The 17,518-nt window shown below is 52.6% G+C and carries 22 protein-coding genes; 11 read left to right on the top strand and 11 right to left on the bottom strand.

The features are described from left to right. The first annotated feature begins 14 nt into the window (after positions 1–14). A complete protein-coding gene (locus BLW97_RS20375) occupies positions 15–125 on the top strand; it encodes a hypothetical protein (protein WP_423230369.1) in 111 nt (36 codons plus the stop codon). 115 nt (positions 126–240) lie between these two features. Here the strand turns inward: BLW97_RS20375 and BLW97_RS18660 are convergent, their stop codons facing one another. Together BLW97_RS18660 and BLW97_RS05235 are read right to left on the bottom strand one after the other, a co-directional pair. After that, positions 241–489 (bottom strand): hypothetical protein, encoded by a 249-nt coding sequence (locus BLW97_RS18660; RefSeq protein WP_077218239.1) that lies wholly within the window; start codon positions 487–489, stop codon positions 241–243. Between the two features lie 51 nt (positions 490–540). Continuing rightward, positions 541–933, bottom strand: a complete 393-nt coding sequence (locus BLW97_RS05235) for a hypothetical protein (protein WP_024895459.1) — start codon at positions 931–933, stop codon at positions 541–543. Between the two features lie 431 nt (positions 934–1,364). On the opposite strand from BLW97_RS05235, the gene BLW97_RS05230 reads away from it, so the two are divergent. The 3 genes from BLW97_RS05230 to BLW97_RS19945 all read left to right on the top strand — a co-directional run bounded on the left by BLW97_RS05230 (position 1,365) and on the right by BLW97_RS19945 (position 3,577). Then, positions 1,365–2,036 (top strand): hypothetical protein, encoded by a 672-nt coding sequence (locus BLW97_RS05230; protein ID WP_075322544.1) that lies wholly within the window; start codon positions 1,365–1,367, stop codon positions 2,034–2,036. Positions 2,037–2,126: 90 nt separating this feature from the next. Further along, positions 2,127–2,819, top strand: a complete 693-nt coding sequence (locus tag BLW97_RS18990; protein ID WP_075322543.1) for a hypothetical protein — start codon at positions 2,127–2,129, stop codon at positions 2,817–2,819. Between the two features lie 512 nt (positions 2,820–3,331). Further along, on the top strand, positions 3,332–3,577 hold the full coding sequence (locus tag BLW97_RS19945) for a type II toxin-antitoxin system PemK/MazF family toxin (RefSeq protein ID WP_226852499.1): 246 nt from the start codon (positions 3,332–3,334) through the stop codon (positions 3,575–3,577). A gap of 127 nt (positions 3,578–3,704) precedes the next feature. On the opposite strand, the gene BLW97_RS05215 is transcribed toward BLW97_RS19945, so the two are convergent. From BLW97_RS05215 to BLW97_RS05175, 9 genes are read right to left on the bottom strand one after another with little or no spacing between them, the layout of a single operon-like run. Further along, positions 3,705–4,313 (bottom strand): metallophosphoesterase, encoded by a 609-nt coding sequence (locus tag BLW97_RS05215; protein ID WP_077218237.1) that lies wholly within the window; start codon positions 4,311–4,313, stop codon positions 3,705–3,707. Continuing rightward, entirely contained in the window at positions 4,310–4,783 is a 474-nt protein-coding gene (locus BLW97_RS05210) for a ProQ/FINO family protein (protein ID WP_065974252.1), read from the bottom strand. The genes BLW97_RS05215 and BLW97_RS05210 overlap by 4 nt, the downstream gene beginning before the upstream one ends. 10 nt (positions 4,784–4,793) lie before the next feature. Next, on the bottom strand, positions 4,794–5,015 hold the full coding sequence (locus tag BLW97_RS05205) for a hypothetical protein (RefSeq protein ID WP_024894731.1): 222 nt from the start codon (positions 5,013–5,015) through the stop codon (positions 4,794–4,796). Further along, positions 5,012–5,896 carry a phospholipase D-like domain-containing protein gene (locus BLW97_RS05200; protein ID WP_024894732.1) on the bottom strand — a complete coding sequence of 295 codons (885 nt, stop codon included), beginning with the start codon at positions 5,894–5,896 and terminating at the stop codon, positions 5,012–5,014. The genes BLW97_RS05205 and BLW97_RS05200 overlap by 4 nt, the downstream gene beginning before the upstream one ends. After that, positions 5,883–6,374: a hypothetical protein gene (locus tag BLW97_RS05195; protein ID WP_024894733.1), complete on the bottom strand. Its 492-nt coding sequence runs from the start codon at positions 6,372–6,374 to the stop codon at positions 5,883–5,885. The genes BLW97_RS05200 and BLW97_RS05195 overlap by 14 nt, the downstream gene beginning before the upstream one ends. Before the next feature lies 1 nt (position 6,375). Next, complete coding sequence (locus BLW97_RS05190) at positions 6,376–6,834, bottom strand: hypothetical protein (RefSeq protein ID WP_035218714.1); 459 nt, start codon at positions 6,832–6,834, stop codon at positions 6,376–6,378. Between the two features lie 13 nt (positions 6,835–6,847). Beyond that, positions 6,848–7,339, bottom strand: coding sequence for a restriction endonuclease (locus BLW97_RS05185; RefSeq protein WP_077218235.1), 492 nt, complete (start codon positions 7,337–7,339; stop codon positions 6,848–6,850). Continuing rightward, on the bottom strand, positions 7,333–7,563 hold the full coding sequence (locus BLW97_RS05180) for a hypothetical protein (RefSeq protein WP_024894735.1): 231 nt from the start codon (positions 7,561–7,563) through the stop codon (positions 7,333–7,335). The genes BLW97_RS05185 and BLW97_RS05180 overlap by 7 nt, the downstream gene beginning before the upstream one ends. Further along, positions 7,560–7,841, bottom strand: coding sequence for a hypothetical protein (locus BLW97_RS05175; protein ID WP_024894736.1), 282 nt, complete (start codon positions 7,839–7,841; stop codon positions 7,560–7,562). Before BLW97_RS05175 ends, BLW97_RS05180 begins: the two co-directional genes overlap by 4 nt. 130 nt (positions 7,842–7,971) lie before the next feature. Between BLW97_RS05175 and BLW97_RS05170 the strand changes: the two genes are divergently transcribed. From BLW97_RS05170 to BLW97_RS05140, 7 genes are all read left to right on the top strand, one after another. Continuing rightward, positions 7,972–8,259 carry a DNA alkylation repair protein gene (locus BLW97_RS05170; protein ID WP_024894737.1) on the top strand — a complete coding sequence of 96 codons (288 nt, stop codon included), beginning with the start codon at positions 7,972–7,974 and terminating at the stop codon, positions 8,257–8,259. 112 nt (positions 8,260–8,371) lie between these two features. Further along, positions 8,372–9,271, top strand: a complete 900-nt coding sequence (locus BLW97_RS05165; protein WP_075322542.1) for a patatin-like phospholipase family protein — start codon at positions 8,372–8,374, stop codon at positions 9,269–9,271. Between the two features lie 297 nt (positions 9,272–9,568). Next, positions 9,569–10,594, top strand: coding sequence for a zinc-dependent alcohol dehydrogenase family protein (locus BLW97_RS05160; RefSeq protein WP_024894739.1), 1,026 nt, complete (start codon positions 9,569–9,571; stop codon positions 10,592–10,594). A gap of 31 nt (positions 10,595–10,625) precedes the next feature. Beyond that, complete coding sequence (locus BLW97_RS19755; RefSeq protein ID WP_198925995.1) at positions 10,626–11,012, top strand: helix-turn-helix domain-containing protein; 387 nt, start codon at positions 10,626–10,628, stop codon at positions 11,010–11,012. Next, positions 11,009–11,434 carry a hypothetical protein gene (locus BLW97_RS05150; RefSeq protein WP_024894741.1) on the top strand — a complete coding sequence of 142 codons (426 nt, stop codon included), beginning with the start codon at positions 11,009–11,011 and terminating at the stop codon, positions 11,432–11,434. The genes BLW97_RS19755 and BLW97_RS05150 overlap by 4 nt, the downstream gene beginning before the upstream one ends. 216 nt (positions 11,435–11,650) lie before the next feature. After that, the gene (locus BLW97_RS05145; RefSeq protein ID WP_075322541.1) at positions 11,651–14,167 is read left to right on the top strand and encodes a UvrD-helicase domain-containing protein; all 2,517 of its coding nucleotides are present in this window, start codon (positions 11,651–11,653) and stop codon (positions 14,165–14,167) included. Beyond that, positions 14,164–16,839, top strand: a complete 2,676-nt coding sequence (locus BLW97_RS05140; protein ID WP_024894743.1) for a DEAD/DEAH box helicase — start codon at positions 14,164–14,166, stop codon at positions 16,837–16,839. The genes BLW97_RS05145 and BLW97_RS05140 overlap by 4 nt, the downstream gene beginning before the upstream one ends. The last annotated feature ends 679 nt before the right edge of the window (positions 16,840–17,518 follow it).

Here is a 17,518-nt window from a genome sequence, read left to right as displayed (position 1 = left end):
TGAGTGGTGGGGCTATCGGTGCTGCGGGCGGTGCAGTGCTGGGTGCTGTTGTGGGTGGCAATCCGGCCGTAGGGGCCGCAGTGGGCGGTGCAGCAGGAGCAGCAACCGGCGCTTTGATGCACTGAAATCCTGATTCATGACCGGAGGAAAAGCCCCATTTCAGAAAAATGGGGCTTTTTTTAGACCTGTTTACAGAAAAATTGTCTGACTTTTACAAGACATACGCGCCCATAAAATCCTTCACGGAGGAGGTGGCGGAGGCGGCGGCCCCGGTTGCTGGTAATACGCCCCGGGACCCGCTGGCCCTCCGGGCGGCGGTGGAGGTGGGGGCGGTGCAGGATGCGCATAATATCCGCCAGGGCCCGGAGGCGGTCCAGGGGGATAGGCATAACATCCCGCCAACGCCATCAAGGTGCCGAACAAGGTCGCTACACGTAAAGCTGGTTGCCAGATGTTACGGCGCTTCAGTGACTCTATTTCATGGAACATACGGTTCTCCTGTAGGAAGATCGGTTTTTTATCTTTCCCCGAACAAATAGCTCAGGGGTTACGGTATAAAAAATGTGCATATCTCCTTTCCGCTTTGCGGTCACGTTTTTCGGACTTGTGTATTGCTTTCCAATAACGATGATCGGCTTTACGTTCCCGTTTGACCAGTCGTCGCTGATATTTTTCTGCACGCCGATAGGACTTTCTGCTGTAGGTATAAGGTGCGGGTGCATATCCTGGATAAGTCGGGTAGGCAACAGATGGTCCATAAACAGGTTGACCGATGTTGAGTGCCACGCCTGGTATCCAGAGGCTTCCAGTGAGCGAGTCAGCGTGAACCGGCAAAGGCGCCCAGCACATCATCGCAAGCACCAGTGGAGCGACCACGCGCAAAACGGTAGGGAATCGGTTCCCCGGGATTCTGGTTTTGGTTGATAAAAGCATCGTACTTCTCCTGGCAAAGGCTGAATGGATGTTGAAAAGCAATAAGCGTTCCAGTACAGCGGAAAGATCTTGCGACAGAAGCGACATACTGAGCCGTGCCCGATTCCAGAAGAGAAGGGATCCGTTTTTATGGTAAGGGCATACAACAGGGACACTATAGCGCCATATTGTCGCTAAAGTACAACAGATCTGATCAAGAAAGGGCCATCTAGTCGCACCATTTCGTGAGCAGACGGCGCAGGCCACTGATTACATGAAAATCTATCCCACGGGAACCTTTGGCATAAATTCTGCTGTCTTAGTCTCTGGACTCGACAGGGAGATTGCCTACTTCTTGTCTATCCCGAGTGGCTTGATCGTAACGGTGTGACTTCGAAAGTCCTGCCATCACTTTCCGGCTGTTTTTTGACTCAACCAACAGGAGTGTTCCGATGATTCAGAAAAAAACATGTCTTACCGCATTGACCCTCGCACTGGCATTACCCCTGGGCGCAGAAGCGTCCGTATATGGCGTCATGAATCAGGTTGGTGTTTCCGGCAATGTACAAGGGGCCACCAATCGGTATGGGAACACCAACGGTGGACTCGGTCTACGGGCCAGCCTTTACAATGGTGGATTGTTCGGCACGGGGAAATACCGCCATGAGTTCGGGGCTACCTACCAGGGTTACACCGGTGGCAATACCAACACCATTGGGCTCAAGCTCGGCTATCTTTTCAACGCCAGCAATATCCTGGCTGTCGGGCCTTATGTCGGCTATGAGTATAACCGCTTTGCACAGTCCAATGCCTATTATGACTCTCACTCTTCGCTGAGCACCAACGGTCTGGGTGGTGGTCTTTATGCGGCAGCATCTCTGCCAGGCGTCAATTTCACCGGATATGTCGGATACCTTGGCGGTATTTCGGAAACCCAGCATCTCTCTGGATTTGCACCAACCACTTTCAATCGCACTTCAGACCTTCTACAAATGGGGGTGAACGCCTATTATCCCCTAATGGCCAATGTCTCCCTGTACGTCGGATTACATGATGATGATTTTACACAGCGAGGCGCGCCCAATATTCTTCGCGGCGAAGTGGGCTTGGGTATGCAGTTTTAAGGCACAATGCGGGCAGGATGGTCTAGAGCATACATCAGCGCCTGGAAACAGCGGATCCAGCATCATATTAGCCACATCAGGAGGTTAAAAATGTCCCGCAGACTTGGATTGTTGCCTATCTCGCTCGCTTTGGTCGGGGCGGGAGTATTGTCCAGCTTGACACCTGCATCAGCAGAACCATTTGATATCAGTGCGTTGTTGGGTGATATAGGCATTAACTTTGGTAATACTGGATGGCCCCAGCAATATGTTTACTTTCAACCACCTACCGGGTACATCAGTTATTACAGTCAGCCACTCTATGCACAGTACATGATGTGGTATTACTACCCGCAAAGCTATTACGAGTATTATCCGGCACCGCCTCCGCCCCTACCAGCAGGAGCGCCGCCCCCACCACCGCCGCCACCTGGAGCACCGCCACCACCTCCTCCCGGCAGTTATTTTAATTATCTGGGGGTACAACCACCGCCACCGGCTCCGCCTGGTGCACCACAACCACCCCCGCCGGGGCCACCGCCGGGTGGACCGGGTGGACCGCCACCGCCGGGTGGACCGGGTGGACCGCCACCGCCGGGGGGACCGGGCGGACCGCCACCACCAGGTGGACCGGGCGGACCGCCACCATCAGGTGGGCCAGGTGGACCGCCACCACCGGGTGGACCGGGCGGACCGCCACCATCAGGTGGGCCAGGTGGACCGCCACCACCGGGTGGACCGGGCGGACCGCCACCATCAGGTGGACCAGGTGGACCGCCTCCTGGAGGCCCCGGCGCACCTTAACGGCCAAAGCAAAACGAGCCGCTCGTCATGGGGCTCGTTGTTTGGGGCTGTTAATGATGTCCTCAATAAACAAGAACAACGTTTACCATACAGAACGGCGCATTTAGTATGGTGGTACACAGCGCAGGATGCCTTTGGAACTCTAGTCTGTTTCACTAACTACTGACACCGAAAAGAAAAAATTAGTTACCAGCCCTATCTATTGCCTTAAGAACACCAACTGCCGGGGGGAACCTTGATCTGCGGCTTTTTTAAGCCAGTTAATGGCTAACGTATGTGAGTAAGCGTCATTTTTTCCATTTGTCAGTATAATGCTTTTTCTACATGACCTTGTTAAAATGAATATGTAACTGCCTAATAGGTTGAAGTAATTTACGGAGTATATCTCTAGTCATGGTTAAAACATTTTGGTGCTGTTTTCTGCTAAAAACTGATACATCTGAGGCGCTGTTTGACAATCTGGTCTCACTTGATCCGACCGAAGGGCAGGAGCAGGCAGCAGCCGTCCCGTACTGGTTGTATCGTCTGCCGAATTCAACGAGGCAACCAGGCTGCCCGTGATCTGCCCGATTACGAACGGCTTCGCCCGCCGCATCAAGTTCGCCGTTTCAGTGACTGGCATCCTGACCACCGGCGTCGTTCGCTGCGATCAGCCCCGTGTGCTGGATCTTGGTGCCCGCAACGCCCGCAAGGTGGACATCTTGCCAACTTCTATCATGGAAGAAGTGCTGGCGAAACTTGCACCGATTTTCGAGTGAACAGATATTTAGACCGTAAACGTGCGATATGTCCGGCGCTGGCATTCATCCGGGTATCCCCAGGGATTTGCCAGTATTCGGGTTCTGCCAATCCGGTAATCAGCGGGATCATGCAGGTGCCCATGTATCAAGCAACAGGCTTCCAGCGTTGGATGTGCGCATCCAGATTTGAACAAAATCCGCCAGAAAGAGCGCTACCCGCGAAACGGGGATGCTCACTGAGAAAAGAGGGCGCATGGTGGGTAATGACGGCTGTGGGATCAGGGCAGTGGGCCGCAAACTGTGCATCCAACCAGTCCAGACTTTTCCGATGTGTCTGGTATGCTATTTCAGGTGTCAAATCCTGAATGACGCTGAAATCAGACATGCCCCGACGACAGTTTTCCAGATGTCTGCCACCTGCAAAGTCTGTCCAGAGGGTAGCGCCCAGAAAGCGAACGCCGTTTATCGTGACCGATTCGTTTTCCAGTAACCAGGCCCGATCATCTTCGGCAATGGCTTTCCGGTATTTTTTCTGAGCATTAGGAAAACGGCCATGATAATATTCGTGGTTGTCCAGGACAAATAATACCGGACCCGAATAGACCAGCCGCAATCTGCGTAACAGAGTGGTGTAAGAGGCAGGTGAAACATCCACGTCGCCCGCCAGTATCGGTACATCCACATTGGAAAGCCCCGTCAGTGTCAGGGTATCGTCAAATTCCAGATGCGGGTCAGAAGCAAAAGCAATTTTCATAAAGTTTTTCTGGATATTTCAGACGTGCGGCTCAACCTTTCCCGCTTTTGCCGGGCATAGTCGCGATGTTCCGCGCTGACCGGTTCTATTGGTTTCCCGCCCAGGTCATGCCGCTGGCGGTTGGGTGCTGCGACCACCCTTAAATATTCCGGGCGCCGGGCATGAATCCGCAGTATCGCAAAAATGATCTTGTGTCGATCGCCCTTGTTCAGTTCCGGCCAGCGTTGCTTGAGCTTGAGGCGGTTTGGCAAGTCCTTATGCACATGAAGACGCAACGGCAATACCTGACCCAAAGCCGGGGCCAGATGTTTCAAGTCGCCATAGCACAAACGGCGATACAGCATTTCGATAAACTTTTGATTGAGGATTGCGCCTTCTTTGCCATAAACGAACAGGGGCAATTTGTGAGGATTTTTGTTGACCTGCGGCTTTTTATTGGCGGGTTTTTTGTGCAAGGCTTTTTCTTGCATGGGAGTCTCCTTATCCTTTGCCCATCGCTAAAAATTCCCGATGGATTTTTCCGATCAGGGGTGGAAAAGACCAGCCGAACCAGCCAAACATCATATAGATAATGATGTTTTCCACCGTGAAAGATTGCCCCGTCATCCAGAGGACGATGACCGCTAAAGCGCCTAACAGTGCCAGGATACCGAACGCGGCAATGCTGGCATAAAAAAAGGCTTTGACAGTATTACTGGTCATTGTGCTGCCCGCCAGTCTTTATTGAATTGCGTCTGTAATTCGGTAATATCCCGCCCATTCAGCAATAACCCAATTTCTCGGTTCCGTTCAAGTGACGTGCGGGTCAGATTCTCGCTACCGATATAAGCCAGGGTGTTTCCTACCACCAGTTTGCTATGCACATAGATCGGTTTGACGAGTAATAAACGCACCTGTACGCCGTGTGCTTCCAGAAAGGCCGCGTCTTTCTTATCCTGCGCATTGATATTGGCGGGCATGATGACGCGAGCCAGTTTTCCTTTGGCGGCAATGGCGTCCAGCGTCGGTGCATAAGGCCCGATTTCCTCATCTTCAATAGCAATCGGCCCCGGCTGGTCGATGACCTGCGCAATCTGTTTTACGGATGTACCCGGTGAGAGCACCAAAACCTGATGCGTCCATGCCGGCGCCCGGCGATTATTCCAGTCAGCGTTAAAAACCGCATTGACGGCTTTGACGATGGTGGGGTTTTGGGTGACGTAAAGGTAATTGCGGGCATTATGAAAATCTGACCAGGCAAAATTCGGATTGCCGATCTCGGCCTCGTGGCCTGATGCCAGATATTTGGCATGGTAAAAAGACCACTGACTGCCGTGGCTGGTAAAGCGGTAAGGCGCCAGATGCAGTTGCGCACCGGTCGCTTCGATGGCTTTTTCCTCTTTACGCACCTGCCAGGATTTCATGCCATAGGGCTTGCCCTCGATGATGACCCGTACATCCACACCCCGCGCTTTGGCCGCTTGAATGGCGCGAAGAATCGGGCGGTCGGTCATGTAGTAAACGCCCACATTCAATTCGTGACGAGCAGACTGAATGACCTGTAAAATTGGCGAAACGCCCGCTTGTGGTTCAATATACAGCATGTTTACTCTCCTTTTTTTCTGCCAGAAACAGCCAATACCCGTAATTACCGGGACGTAAACGCGAAGGCGCATACGTTTTGGTTGGATACGCTTTTAGCAGGTCGCTCAAAAATCGGTCCTGACGCTGTAAGGTTTCGGACACTTCGGGATGCCCTATTAAAAAACCCGGTGATCTTTCGGCCAGAAATTCAAAAAACTCCCGGTGTTCATCCGGACGTTTGACGATACCGCCCTCGCAATGGTCCAGAATGTCCTGAATCACAGCCCACTGTTTACGGCGTTGCCAGAAATGACAAGGGCGGCTGGCTTCCCGCAAGCGGGTCAGGAAAATACGCTGGCTCTCCAGCCAGTATTCCAGCCACACGCATTGATCCGGCGTCCAGTTCCGCGCCAGAAGTCGAATGATTTTCTGGTTGTCCTCCAGGCAATCCCGGACGCCATCTTTGAGGATATTCTGTAGGGTCTGTATGTTTTCCATATTACCTGGATCTCCTTTGCATCCAGGGCGATCCTGCACCAAAGGTTACGGTATCGCCTTTGACTTGCACATTCACGAAAGCGAGATATTCCAGGAGTCCTTTTCCGGTGGGCAGGCGCCCTGTCTCTGCAATCTTTTTGGCTGCCGCCCGTTTTTCCGGCATGGACAGGGTTATCCATCCACCCGTGCGATCCTGCCAAGTCGCAAACAGGACCAGCGGTTCTTCCAGAGAAAAAACGCCCTTCGCACCCAATTCCATCATGCGCGTCAAAGCGGCATAGGCTTTTTCTTCCTGATCTTTTTCGCTGCAATGCTCAGGAAACTCCTGTTGCAAGTGGTTCAGGATTTTCCGGTACAGCTTGAAAAAAGCCTGTCCTGCATCCAGCACATTGATCGTTAGGGGTTTGGGTGTCTGCTCTGGATAGGTGCCGTTTAACTTGCGGATTTTGGCTTGTCCCATGACGTGTTCCTCCTTACACCAAAAAATCAATCAATTCCTGACCGGACAAAATGATGATCTGGCCGTAGCGATGCCGCAGCCCTGCCGGGGTTCTGCCGGTATGCACGAAATAGCCCTCGGTCAATCCGAACCGGGACAGATCACGGCCAAACTGTTTTACATGCGCGGTCTGGATCGCGTCCTTGTAGCGTTTGCACTGAATCCCGATCCAGTGATTGTCCCGAAAGACCTTGCCATCCAGTCCACCATCGCCGGAATAGCGGGTGCCGCGTTCTACAAGGCATCCTTTTCTTTTGAATCCGTCGAGGACCAGTTCCTCAAAAACGAGGGGGTCCAGCTTGCGCAGATAGCCAATGCGTCGGGCAAAAGCATCCTTGCCCTGAATCTCGGCCAGGGTGTCATAGCGATGGACGGCGGCTTTCTGGCGATGACGGTGACTGGCTTTGCGCCTGGATTGCCATTGAGCTATCCAGGCTTTTCCATGGGCCATCATCCTGTTTAACATGCTGTCCCGCCAAGCGGTTTTCCGTCATAACCTTTATAATGTGGTTGCTCCCTGCTAGAGATATGCTCCCTGCAAGGGATTTCCGGGATTTCCTGCAAGGCATCCCGCAAAGCGGCGCGAAGCTCTTCCACGATGTGCGGATACAGGCGGAGATAGGGAATAACGTCCTGGCGGGTCAGCGAGCGCCAATACTGTTTGCGAACGGACAAGGGCAATGCGCTCATGACGTGCCCCGCTTTTTGGGCTGGTATTGCTGCAATACCTGATAAGCCGCTTCCCGGTGGGCAATGGCCTGATCGGGTACGCGGCCCTGGCAGATCAGTACCAGACTGAGCAGGTCCAGCCAGGTAAACCCGTAGCCGTCCCGGGCATCCATGGCTTTCATGAACGCCTTGCGATCTTCGGCGGTTCCCATCGGATCACCCTGCAATAACCACTGTTTCTTGCGTTCCAGTTCGGCCTGCTTTTCGGAAAGCTGACGAACGCGACTTTCTGTATCCAAGGCTAATCTCCTCTGCTTCTGACAGGGTGATGCCGTTTTTGAAAGCCGGTTTTGAATTTACGGGTTCTTGCTGATGACGAAAGCCATTTGTGCTATGATTGCAAAGAGGAAAGTAAGAGGGGAAAACGCCATGAAGACAGACATTCATCTGATGGCAAAAAACATTTTCCATCATGTAGAGATGCACTTTCTCAGTCCGGCTTATGCGATTGGCATGAGCACCATCGTCAGGTTTTATGGGAAAAATACCCAGTTTCGTCGATGGGTCAAAAATGTGCCCCCGAGCCGGATACAAAAGATGCTGGCCGTCATGGTCCGGGAATGCGCCTGGCGGAATGAGGCATGGTTGGCGGAATACATAAAGAACCGTTCTATCCAGGGGTCAGTGTTTACTCAGGATAAAAGACAGACCAGTTAGGGGCGATCAAAATAAATGCGGCTACATCCGCGCCCTATTGAGCTCTTCGTGGCCGCGATATATGGCAAACCAGACGTGGTGGCGTCAAAAACGCGTGGGGGTGGAGATCACCATGACTATTGGCTTGGCTCTTGGCAGTGGTGCGGCCCGTGGGTGGGCACACATAGGAGTAATAAACGCGCTAAATGATCAAGGAATCGTACCGGATATTGTTTGTGGCACATCCATAGGCGCGTTGGTTGGTGCATCCTATGTTTCTAACAACCTTGGGAAGCTGGAAAAATGGGTTTGTTCATTAACAAAGCTTGAAACAGCCAAATTTTTTTCCATCAAATGGTCTCTGAATGGTTTTGTCAATAAAGAGCGGTTACATTATTTCCTCAACAAATATGTGGCAGATGATGACTCAAAAATAGAAGCGTTAGTCAACAAAACATATGCCTCAGTGGCAACAGACCTGCAAACCGGTAGCGAGATTTGGCTGACGAACGGCTCTATTTTGGATGCCGTCATCTCGTCCATATCTATGCCCGGCCTCTTTCCCGCAGTCAAAAACAACGGCCGGTGGCTCATAGATGGCGGATTGGTGAACCCAGTCCCCGTTTCGGTCTGTCGAGCGCTGGGCGCCGATACTATTATTGCCGTAACTTTGAACGATACTCTTGTTCGAGAGCACCATCAAAATAACAACGTCATAAAAACACAGGACACCGGAATTACCGGAAAAATATCGGATCTGCTCACTACCTATACAGCTTCAATATTTCCGACGATAGGTGACGAGGATCGACCCCCCAGTCTCTTTGATACCATCTCTGCCTCGGTGAATATCATGCAGGACAGGATCATCAAAAGCCGTATAGTTGATGATCCTCCGGATATACTCCTTTCTCCAAGGCTATCCCACATTAGTCTGCTGGAGTTTTATCGTGCTGATGAAGCCATCGCGGAGGGGAAAAAATACGTGCAAAGCATATTACCGGAAATACAGCGCGTGTTGGGGATATTCTGATGCAGGTGCGCCTGCAGATTAAGGGCTCCGTCAAATAGATTCGGTAAATCGAACGCTCAGCCATTGCATTTTGAGTGTTGAAGATATCTTCGATCTCCAGGATCAGACGCATATTGACCAATGGGGACGGGATCAGATTCCAGACAATCGGCCAGAGTCTATCCCAGACCAGGCGGATAGCGGCGACGCAATCATTGCGGGATGGTCTACAATTGCCGAATCAGGCTTGTTACTTTCCGTAACTCCGTGATGGTGCATCGTCATGGAAGTTCTATGGCAACTACAAGGAGGTGGTTTATGCATGCCATGGTCCTGGAAAAGGTGGGTAACCCTTTGGTGTCCACTGAATTGCCGCGACCACAGCCCGAGCCGGGCCAGGTCCTGGTTAAAATACTGGCATGCGGAGTGTGCCGTACCGATCTGCATGTCGTGGACGGTGAATTGCCCAACCCCAAACTACCACTCGTTCCCGGTCATGAAGTAATCGGCCAGATAGAATCGGTGGGAAGCCCTGATATTTCCTTAAAGACCGGTCAGATGGTGGGAATTCCCTGGCTCGCATGGACTTGCGGAGCCTGCGAATATTGTCGGTCAGGACGGGAAAATCTTTGTGATCAGGCACTTTTCCATGGTTACACCGTGGATGGTGGTTACGCGGAGTATATGGTCGCTGATGCGCGTTACTGCTTTCTCCTTCCAGATATTTACGCTAATCCGGAAGGTGCCCCGCTATTGTGTGCGGGGCTCATCGGCTTTCGGGCCTTACGTTTTGCAGAGGGGAGCCGGCGCCTCGGTCTTTATGGATTCGGTGCCGCCGGGCATTTGCTGATTCAGATGGCACGTTATCAAGGTATGGAGGTCTATGCATTTACCTGCCCGGGCGATAGCGAGGCACAGGATCTGGCGATCAAATTGGGGGCTGCGTGGGTTGGCGGATCGGATGTCCTGCCGCCACAACCGCTGGATGCGGCAATTTTGTTTGCACCGATTGGAGCCCTCATACCTGTTGCTCTTCAGGCGGTCAGGAAAGGGGGTGTTGTGATCAGTGCAGGAATTCACATGTCGGATATCCCCACTTTCTCCTATTCCTTTCTCTGGGAGGAGCGACAGGTGCGATCTGTCGCCAACCTGACGCGCAAAGATGCCGAAGACTATTTCCCATTGGCACGATGTGCCTCGGTACAAAGCCACATCACAACGTATCCTTTGAGCATGGCGAATGTGGCATTGGCAGATTTGAAACGTGGCGCGGTTCATGGTGCAGCGGTGTTGGTTATGGGGGCATGGCAGGAAAGAGAGACGTTAAAAGGAAATGGATTCTGACCTGTCTCATAGGCCAAATCATACTAGACCCATGCAACGACTCCAAGCCTACAAGTTTGAGCTACGACCGACTGGGGAACAGCAGCGCCAGATGCGCCGCTTTTCCGGATTGTGCCGCTTCGTGTTCAATAAGGCATTGGCGTTGCATAAGGAACGCTACGAGCAGGGAGAAAAGAAAGTGGGTTATGTGCGCTTTCCAAGTACGCGCATGACCGGCTGTTTCCCCCATGGTGAGTGTTATAACGATCCAGATGTGCGCTTCGTGAATTATTTCTGGGATGGTCGGGCAGTACACTGTTTCCCCCGTCTGGCGTATGGATTTCGGCAAATCAATGGTTGTGTGGAGTTGCCATTAAAAGCAGCACAACGGGCCTATGGGTTGATACATATCGGTACGCCGGTGACGGTGATGCCATGATCCGTTGGATGCGACTCAGCCGATTTGTACTGTGGTGTTTGTTGGCTATGGTGGTGCTTGTTGTCCCATTAGCGTCCAGCGCGACCACTACCAGCGTGAATGCGCCTATTGTACTGAAGATACTGACCCCGCGTGCGGGAGAGGTGATCCATAATAATCAGGACAAGGTCGCTGTGGGTCTTTTGGTCTTGCCGGAGTCCGTGTTTCAGGAATGCTTGCGAATCAGAATGCGACTGGATGGAAAATTCCAGCAGCGGCTTTGGAATCGGCCCTTCTTCACGTTGGATCAGGTATACCGTGGAAAACACACTTTGCAGGCCGCTCTTGTCACGCAAAACGGTCATATTGTGGCCCTGTCTCCCGTGGTGGTGTTTTATCTCTGGCAGGCTTCCCGTCTCTTTCATATGCCTTCTATTCATTAGGAATGTTGTGGCGGAAGCCTGTTTGTTGCGGTAAAAAGACAATCAGTGATAGCCACTAATGCTGCCTAGGGCGAGAACCATCAGATCCATATGCTTTGGAGCTAATAATATAGAATCGGCATGATGCTATTACTCATGATGTGAATTAGTTGGCACGTGAAATTTCGGCATCACCCCAGTATTAGTCAGATCATTCTGGGGAACAGGAGGAAAACGATGACCAATTTTCGATTCAATGAGGAACAGACGGCGATTCTGGATCACCTGCATTACAGGGATTCCCAAATTCTGGCGGTGAATGCCCTGGCGGGTACGGGCAAGACGACCACCCTCAAGGGCGCCGCCGAGTATCCACTGAACGCAGAACGGTTACGCTATTTCGTTTTCAATAAACGCAATGCCGATGAAGCGTCCGCTGAGTTTCCCCGGAATACGACCGTGAGTACCGCGCACAGTTTTGCTTATCGCTCTCCACACCCGGACGGCGGCGGCACCATGAGTGAGGTATACGGCGGATCACAACCCCGTTTGTTCAGTGGCAGCCTGTACGGACCCTTGCGCGACCAGTTGCGGCAAAGCACGGATTTTGCGGATCGTGTCCGGCAGATTCGTCAGGAACTGCGTTGTTCCGAAGGCCGGGCGATCATGGCCGTGCAATCCGTGTTACGGCAGTTTAGTCAGTCCGCCGATGCGCAGATTGGCCCGCAGCACATCGCGCCGGACCTGGCGGAATACATTCATCGTGCAGGATTACAGGGAAATCCCAAAGCCTTGTTGGGCACATCCGCCTGGGCCTGGGACCGGATGCGTGATCCCTTTTCTCAATTTCCCATCGACCACAGTGCTTATCTGAAACTGTGTTCCTTGTCTCCGCCCCGGATTCCCGCAGACACCATTCTTTTTGATGAAGCGCAGGATGCTTCACCACCCATGCTGGAAATTCTCAAGGCGCAGCTACAGTATGGCACCCGGCTGGTATTGGTGGGCGACACTTATCAGCACATCTATGATTTTACGGGTGCCGTGGACGCCATGCGGATCATGCAACAGGATCATCCCGATCTGACCCAGACTTTGCCACTGGCCACCAGCTATCGCTTTGGACAGGAGATTGCCGACGCGGGCAATCATTTTTTAAGACTGATGGGTTCGCCTTATCTGCTGACCGGGAAAGGTCCCGATGGCCAGGTGCTGGATGATTCCGTGAATAATGTCCATGCGGTCCTGTTTCGCGGCAATGCCGGATTGCTCCAGGCCGCTGTTCAAGCGGTTTTGGCCGGGCAACGGATTCATGTGGTTGGCGGTACGGGCGAGATTGTGAATCTCGTGGAAGCTATGGGACGCCTCTATAAAGGTGAATTTGCCAAACATCCTGAACTGAGTTTTTTCGATGACTGGCATCATCTCTCCGAATATGCGCAAACCCCTCTGGGACAAGGTTTCTCTCCTCTGGTCAGAATCGTGGAACAGAAGCAGGGGCGCGTTGAAGCGATTGCCAAGGCATTGCGTCACACCGAAACGGACCCCAAACAGGCGCAATATGTCCTGTCCACCGGCCATAAATCCAAAGGCGGGCAATGGGATAATGTCCTGCTCATGGATGATTTCCAGCGCAGTTGGCTGAATACCGAACCCGAAGCAGAGCGGCAGTATCAGGTGCCCGACCATGACACACTCTGTTTGCCGTATGTAGCCTGTACCCGCGCCCAGAAAACCCTCCTTACGAACGGCTTACTGGACACCATGGAACGGGCTTTGCGGGAAGAAAAGGATTATGGATACCCCGATGTCCGCAAGGACACCGCACAACATATTCCAGAAGTTCTGGACGGATTGAAAGCGGCCAGGAATCCTGAACCGGTCAATCCAATCATTATCGGTTTGTCCGGCGCACCGGGCGCAGGTAAAGATACAGTCGCCGATATGCTGGACATGAAAAAACTGTCCTTTAGTGACCGCATCTATCAGGAAGTCGCCCAGGCTTACGGCCTTTCTTCCGTGGATTACTTGAAGGATCGCAGTAATAAAGACAATCCCATAGCGTTAAATGGCATGGCCGTCATTCCTGAAATGGCCGATGCCCTGACAGCCGCCCATTTTACGTCGCCCGTAACACCGCGTATGGCTTTGCAGGCATGGGGTGATTATCGCCGCAGCCAAGACCCTGATTACTTCATTCGGAGCATACGGGAACAGGCACATGGTAAATCCGTGGTTATTTCTGATGTGCGCACTCCGGCCGAGGTGGACCTAATTGAAGAATTGGGCGGGATAATGGTTCGGATACGCCATGACGAGGCTGAAAAAGTATTCCATAACCATCCCCTTGAAACCGCACTCTCTGGTTATCAAATGCACTACGAAATTCAGAACAACGGCACACTGGACGATCTTCGTGAGAAAGTGGCCTTGTTCAAAAAAGAAATCAATGGTTCCGCACCAGAAGTTCGACCCCTGTATGCCCTGTCTCCTTCTCTGGATGACGTGAAAGCCGGGCGTTTTGTGGGCGGGCCGACAACGGATTTGCAGGAATTGCTGGCTTTCGGACAGGGAGACACCTTTCTTGTCGGATTGCACAAAGAACGCGCGCCTGAAATCCTGGGGCATCTGAGTGACCAGACCCGAAGCAGCCTGCTGCGCTGCAACACGCAAGATGATCCACAGATCGGTCCCATCCCGCCGAGTGAAGAAGCGACACCGCCGCCCGCTTTTATGTACGGGAGGCGCCCATGAGACGTGAAACGCATGAAAAGCAGTTGACGTTTTTCCAGACGGATGCAGACCCACATCGCTTTCAGTTACGCTGGTATCAGCAGGAAGCCGTGGACGCCATGATGGCAGCGCTTCTGGAAAACGACCGCCATCCGGCCTGTATTGCAGCGACGGGGGCGGGCAAGTGCCTGGGCAAAGATACGCCGGTCTTGCTATATAGCGGTGAGGTCGTGCCGGTACAGGACGTGCAGATAGGCGATCTGTTGATGGGGCCGGATTCCGGGCCGCGTACTGTGCTTTCCCTGGCGCGTGGGCGGGAGAACCTGTATTGCGTTCATCAGACCAACGGGGATGACTATGTGGTCAATGAATCCCATATCCTTTCCTTGCGGGTCGATGGGCCTGCAGCCTGCGAAGGGCCTGCAGCCAGCACAGGGCCTGCTCCCCGCAAAGGGCTTGCACCCGGCATGGGGCATGTGGTCAATATTTCCGTTCTGGATTATTTGCGTCGGGATGCAGTTTTTAGGGGGCTGGCAAGCGGATGGCGCAAAACACCTTCTGATATTGTGCTGACGACTATCTGCCTGGAACCCATAGGCGAAGGGGAGTATTACGGCTTCGAGATCGCCGGGCCGGATCGTCTGTTTTTGTTGGGCGATTTTACGGTGACCCATAATACCGTCATCATGGGCGCTTTCATCGAACGGTATTTACAGGAGAACCCCCAGGAAAGTGTGCTGGTACTGGCGCATCGCGCCGAACTGATCACCCAGGCGGCAGAGCGGTTTTCGCATATTTTGCCGAACGATCTGGTGCCGGCCATCCATTGTGCGAGTCTGGGCAAAAAAGAGTTTGGTAAGGTCACGGTGGCCAGCGTACAGACCATTGGCAAGCCGGACGTGCTGGGCGCCATGCCCGCGCCAGGACTCGTGATCGTCGATGAAGCGCATCGTATTCCGACCGAAGGGAACGGTCAGTATCAACGGTTGATAAAAGCCCTGAGTGCCCGTCACCGGGATATGCGCGTCGGCGGGTTTACGGCAACGCCCTGGCGTCTGGATGGCGGGCATATTGTCGGGCCTGACAATCCATTGAATTACACCGCCTATCAGATCGAACCCGCTACCCTGATGGACGAAAAGTTTCTGGTCAAACCCCAATGGGAAAAAACCCTGTATCCCATCGAGACGGGCAAGGCGCGATCCCGCAAGGGTGATTTTCTCAATGAGGACTTGCGCAATGCTGCGACCATTCAGCACAAGGAACGGATGCAGGATGTCTTGACCCGCACGGCGGATTGTCAGCATAACATCGTGTTCACCATCGACCGCAAACATGCCCGTCTGGTCGCGCAATCCCTGCCGGACAGCGTGGTGATTGACGGCAGCATGTCGAAAGACAGCCGCGATCAACGTCTCCAGGATTTTTCGGATGGTAAATACCGGTATCTGGTCAACGTCGATCTGTTCATTGAAGGCTTTGATTTGCCCAAAATCGATTCGGTCACGGTGTTGCGGCCTACCCAGAGTGCGGCCCGCTGGATTCAGATGGTCGGACGCGGATTGCGTACCGATGACAGAAAAACGGTTTGCCGGGTACTGGATTATGGCGGCAACCTGGAACGCTTCCCCATGCGCCCCGATGAACCCGGTTTTTTTAATTATAACCCCAGGGGAGAGGGGAATAATGTACCGGGCACACTGGTTAAAAACCCCAATACGTCAGAATTTCCTGTGGAATTGCCACCGCCTTTGACCATGAATGTCGTCCGGGTGGATGCGAGTGTTTTTCATTCCAATCACAAGGACCGGGACTTTCTCAAAATCCGGTATTTTATCGGCATGACTTCCGTGGATCAGACCTGGGTGGTGCCGAGCAAGGATTTTGCGGACTTCTGGGGTCGGCACGGTTTTGGCGATGCCCCCAAAAACCCGATGGAAGCCATGAACCGGGTACGGGAGGGCGATCTGCTAGTGCCTCGCGCGGTTTCCATGCGGTATCGCGCCAATCTCAACAAGCCCTTTGGCTTTTCCGAGATCGTCTCTGAGGTCCATTCCTGGACGGAAACCATGAAAAACCGGCATATCTTTTTTTCTATCCCTTTGCATGAAGCGGGTGAGCCTTCGGGCTATACCCCTGAAACTCCCGGATTCATTCGCCCGACCCCGATTTATGGGCAGAAGATTTATGCTGATCTGGTGAATCAAAACATAGTGCCGACTAGCGGCCAGTGGGTCACTGCTTATCCCACGCAAGACGGTCAGCCGGTCCGCTTTAAACAGCCGATCATGCTCTATAATAACCAGACAGGCATGAGCTTTGTCGCAGAGAAATCCGAACTGGATCAGCTTTTGCGGCATAAAATGGTTTTTCGGCCAGTTATAGTAACAGGTGGTCCTGCTGCATCCAGTCAATATGCAGGGGTCAGTGATCGTCAGGTTTCTTTGCTGGCACCTCATGAAGCGGGCAATATGGGTTTTCTTTGTGCCCAAAAGAAGTTGTGGGACGGCGCACGGTACTGGTGGGAAAAGGCTGCAGGGCAGGGTGACGTGGCTGCACAAAAGAATTTAAGACTGCTGGATGAATGTCAGAGGGTGAGCTCCCTGCAAGGGGTGAGCACTCCGTCAATTTCTGTTGTTCAACATACCGAAACGCCGCAGGTGGTTTTTGCTTACGGCGGACGACGACCGTGATGTTAACGGACAAAAAAGTACCATGCTGGATCAGCCGTATCCAATTGATTCTACCCTTTAAAAAATTTCCACGTTTCACGAAGTATCATCCTGAGTAGCCCTACCGCCTTTGCCGACCCGGTGATGGTGGACAATAAAGTTTCATCCTGACGCCTACTGACATCCCTTGCGCTTGCGCTACACCCAATGACACATAAGCAGCGTAAGCAGTCATTCGGTGGACTGACCATCCTGTTCTCGAAACTCATCATTAATTTCTCTAATGTGCCGGCCAAGGTGGTACCAAAAATGCCTCCGAGCGTATCGACGAAGGTGCCAGCGGTTACGCATACGCCACCCAAGTTATCGAGACCTACTCCGGGTGAAACGATGAACCAGTTCGCATCTTGCTGTCTGAATAACGAGTAATCACTAAAATGCAAAACGGCTTGGTCTGCTCGGCATACTGAAGCCCAAAAAATCAATCCACAATTAGTTAAAAAATCTCCATACAAAATTCTTATCAGAGAAGGCATTACCCACGTTTATAAAACGCTCAGAGGCAATGTATAGGATATTCCGGAAAGGATGCAAGAACGGGCACCTATTGGACTTGCTGAAAACAATGTGTAGTCTCATATGGATACTGCCTATTTTGATGCTGCATAGGGCCTATATTGAGGTCACCCATTCACGGAGA

The sequence above is a fragment of the Acidithiobacillus albertensis genome (assembly GCF_001931655.1).
Classification (GTDB): Bacteria; Pseudomonadota; Gammaproteobacteria; order Acidithiobacillales; family Acidithiobacillaceae; genus Acidithiobacillus; species Acidithiobacillus thiooxidans.
This window is presented reverse-complemented; position numbering and strand designations above follow the sequence as displayed.

Excerpts from the sequence above, each read along its gene's own strand:
- BLW97_RS18660 (WP_077218239.1), bottom strand. The coding sequence starts at position 489 with ATGTTCCATGAAATAGAGTCACTGAAGCGCCGTAACATCTGGCAACCA.
- BLW97_RS05235 (WP_024895459.1), bottom strand. The coding sequence starts at position 933 with ATGCTTTTATCAACCAAAACCAGAATCCCGGGGAACCGATTCCCTACC.
- BLW97_RS05230 (WP_075322544.1), top strand. The coding sequence starts at position 1,365 with ATGATTCAGAAAAAAACATGTCTTACCGCATTGACCCTCGCACTGGCA.
- BLW97_RS18990 (WP_075322543.1), top strand. The coding sequence starts at position 2,127 with ATGTCCCGCAGACTTGGATTGTTGCCTATCTCGCTCGCTTTGGTCGGG.
- BLW97_RS05215 (WP_077218237.1), bottom strand. The coding sequence starts at position 4,313 with ATGAAAATTGCTTTTGCTTCTGACCCGCATCTGGAATTTGACGATACC.
- BLW97_RS05210 (WP_065974252.1), bottom strand. The coding sequence starts at position 4,783 with ATGCAAGAAAAAGCCTTGCACAAAAAACCCGCCAATAAAAAGCCGCAG.
- BLW97_RS05205 (WP_024894731.1), bottom strand. The coding sequence starts at position 5,015 with ATGACCAGTAATACTGTCAAAGCCTTTTTTTATGCCAGCATTGCCGCG.
- BLW97_RS05200 (WP_024894732.1), bottom strand. The coding sequence starts at position 5,896 with ATGCTGTATATTGAACCACAAGCGGGCGTTTCGCCAATTTTACAGGTC.
- BLW97_RS05195 (WP_024894733.1), bottom strand. The coding sequence starts at position 6,374 with ATGGAAAACATACAGACCCTACAGAATATCCTCAAAGATGGCGTCCGG.
- BLW97_RS05190 (WP_035218714.1), bottom strand. The coding sequence starts at position 6,834 with ATGGGACAAGCCAAAATCCGCAAGTTAAACGGCACCTATCCAGAGCAG.
- BLW97_RS05185 (WP_077218235.1), bottom strand. The coding sequence starts at position 7,339 with ATGTTAAACAGGATGATGGCCCATGGAAAAGCCTGGATAGCTCAATGG.
- BLW97_RS05180 (WP_024894735.1), bottom strand. The coding sequence starts at position 7,563 with ATGAGCGCATTGCCCTTGTCCGTTCGCAAACAGTATTGGCGCTCGCTG.
- BLW97_RS05170 (WP_024894737.1), top strand. The coding sequence starts at position 7,972 with ATGAAGACAGACATTCATCTGATGGCAAAAAACATTTTCCATCATGTA.
- BLW97_RS05165 (WP_075322542.1), top strand. The coding sequence starts at position 8,372 with ATGACTATTGGCTTGGCTCTTGGCAGTGGTGCGGCCCGTGGGTGGGCA.
- BLW97_RS05160 (WP_024894739.1), top strand. The coding sequence starts at position 9,569 with ATGCATGCCATGGTCCTGGAAAAGGTGGGTAACCCTTTGGTGTCCACT.
- BLW97_RS19755 (WP_198925995.1), top strand. The coding sequence starts at position 10,626 with ATGCAACGACTCCAAGCCTACAAGTTTGAGCTACGACCGACTGGGGAA.
- BLW97_RS05150 (WP_024894741.1), top strand. The coding sequence starts at position 11,009 with ATGATCCGTTGGATGCGACTCAGCCGATTTGTACTGTGGTGTTTGTTG.
- BLW97_RS05145 (WP_075322541.1), top strand. The coding sequence starts at position 11,651 with ATGACCAATTTTCGATTCAATGAGGAACAGACGGCGATTCTGGATCAC.
- BLW97_RS05140 (WP_024894743.1), top strand. The coding sequence starts at position 14,164 with ATGAGACGTGAAACGCATGAAAAGCAGTTGACGTTTTTCCAGACGGAT.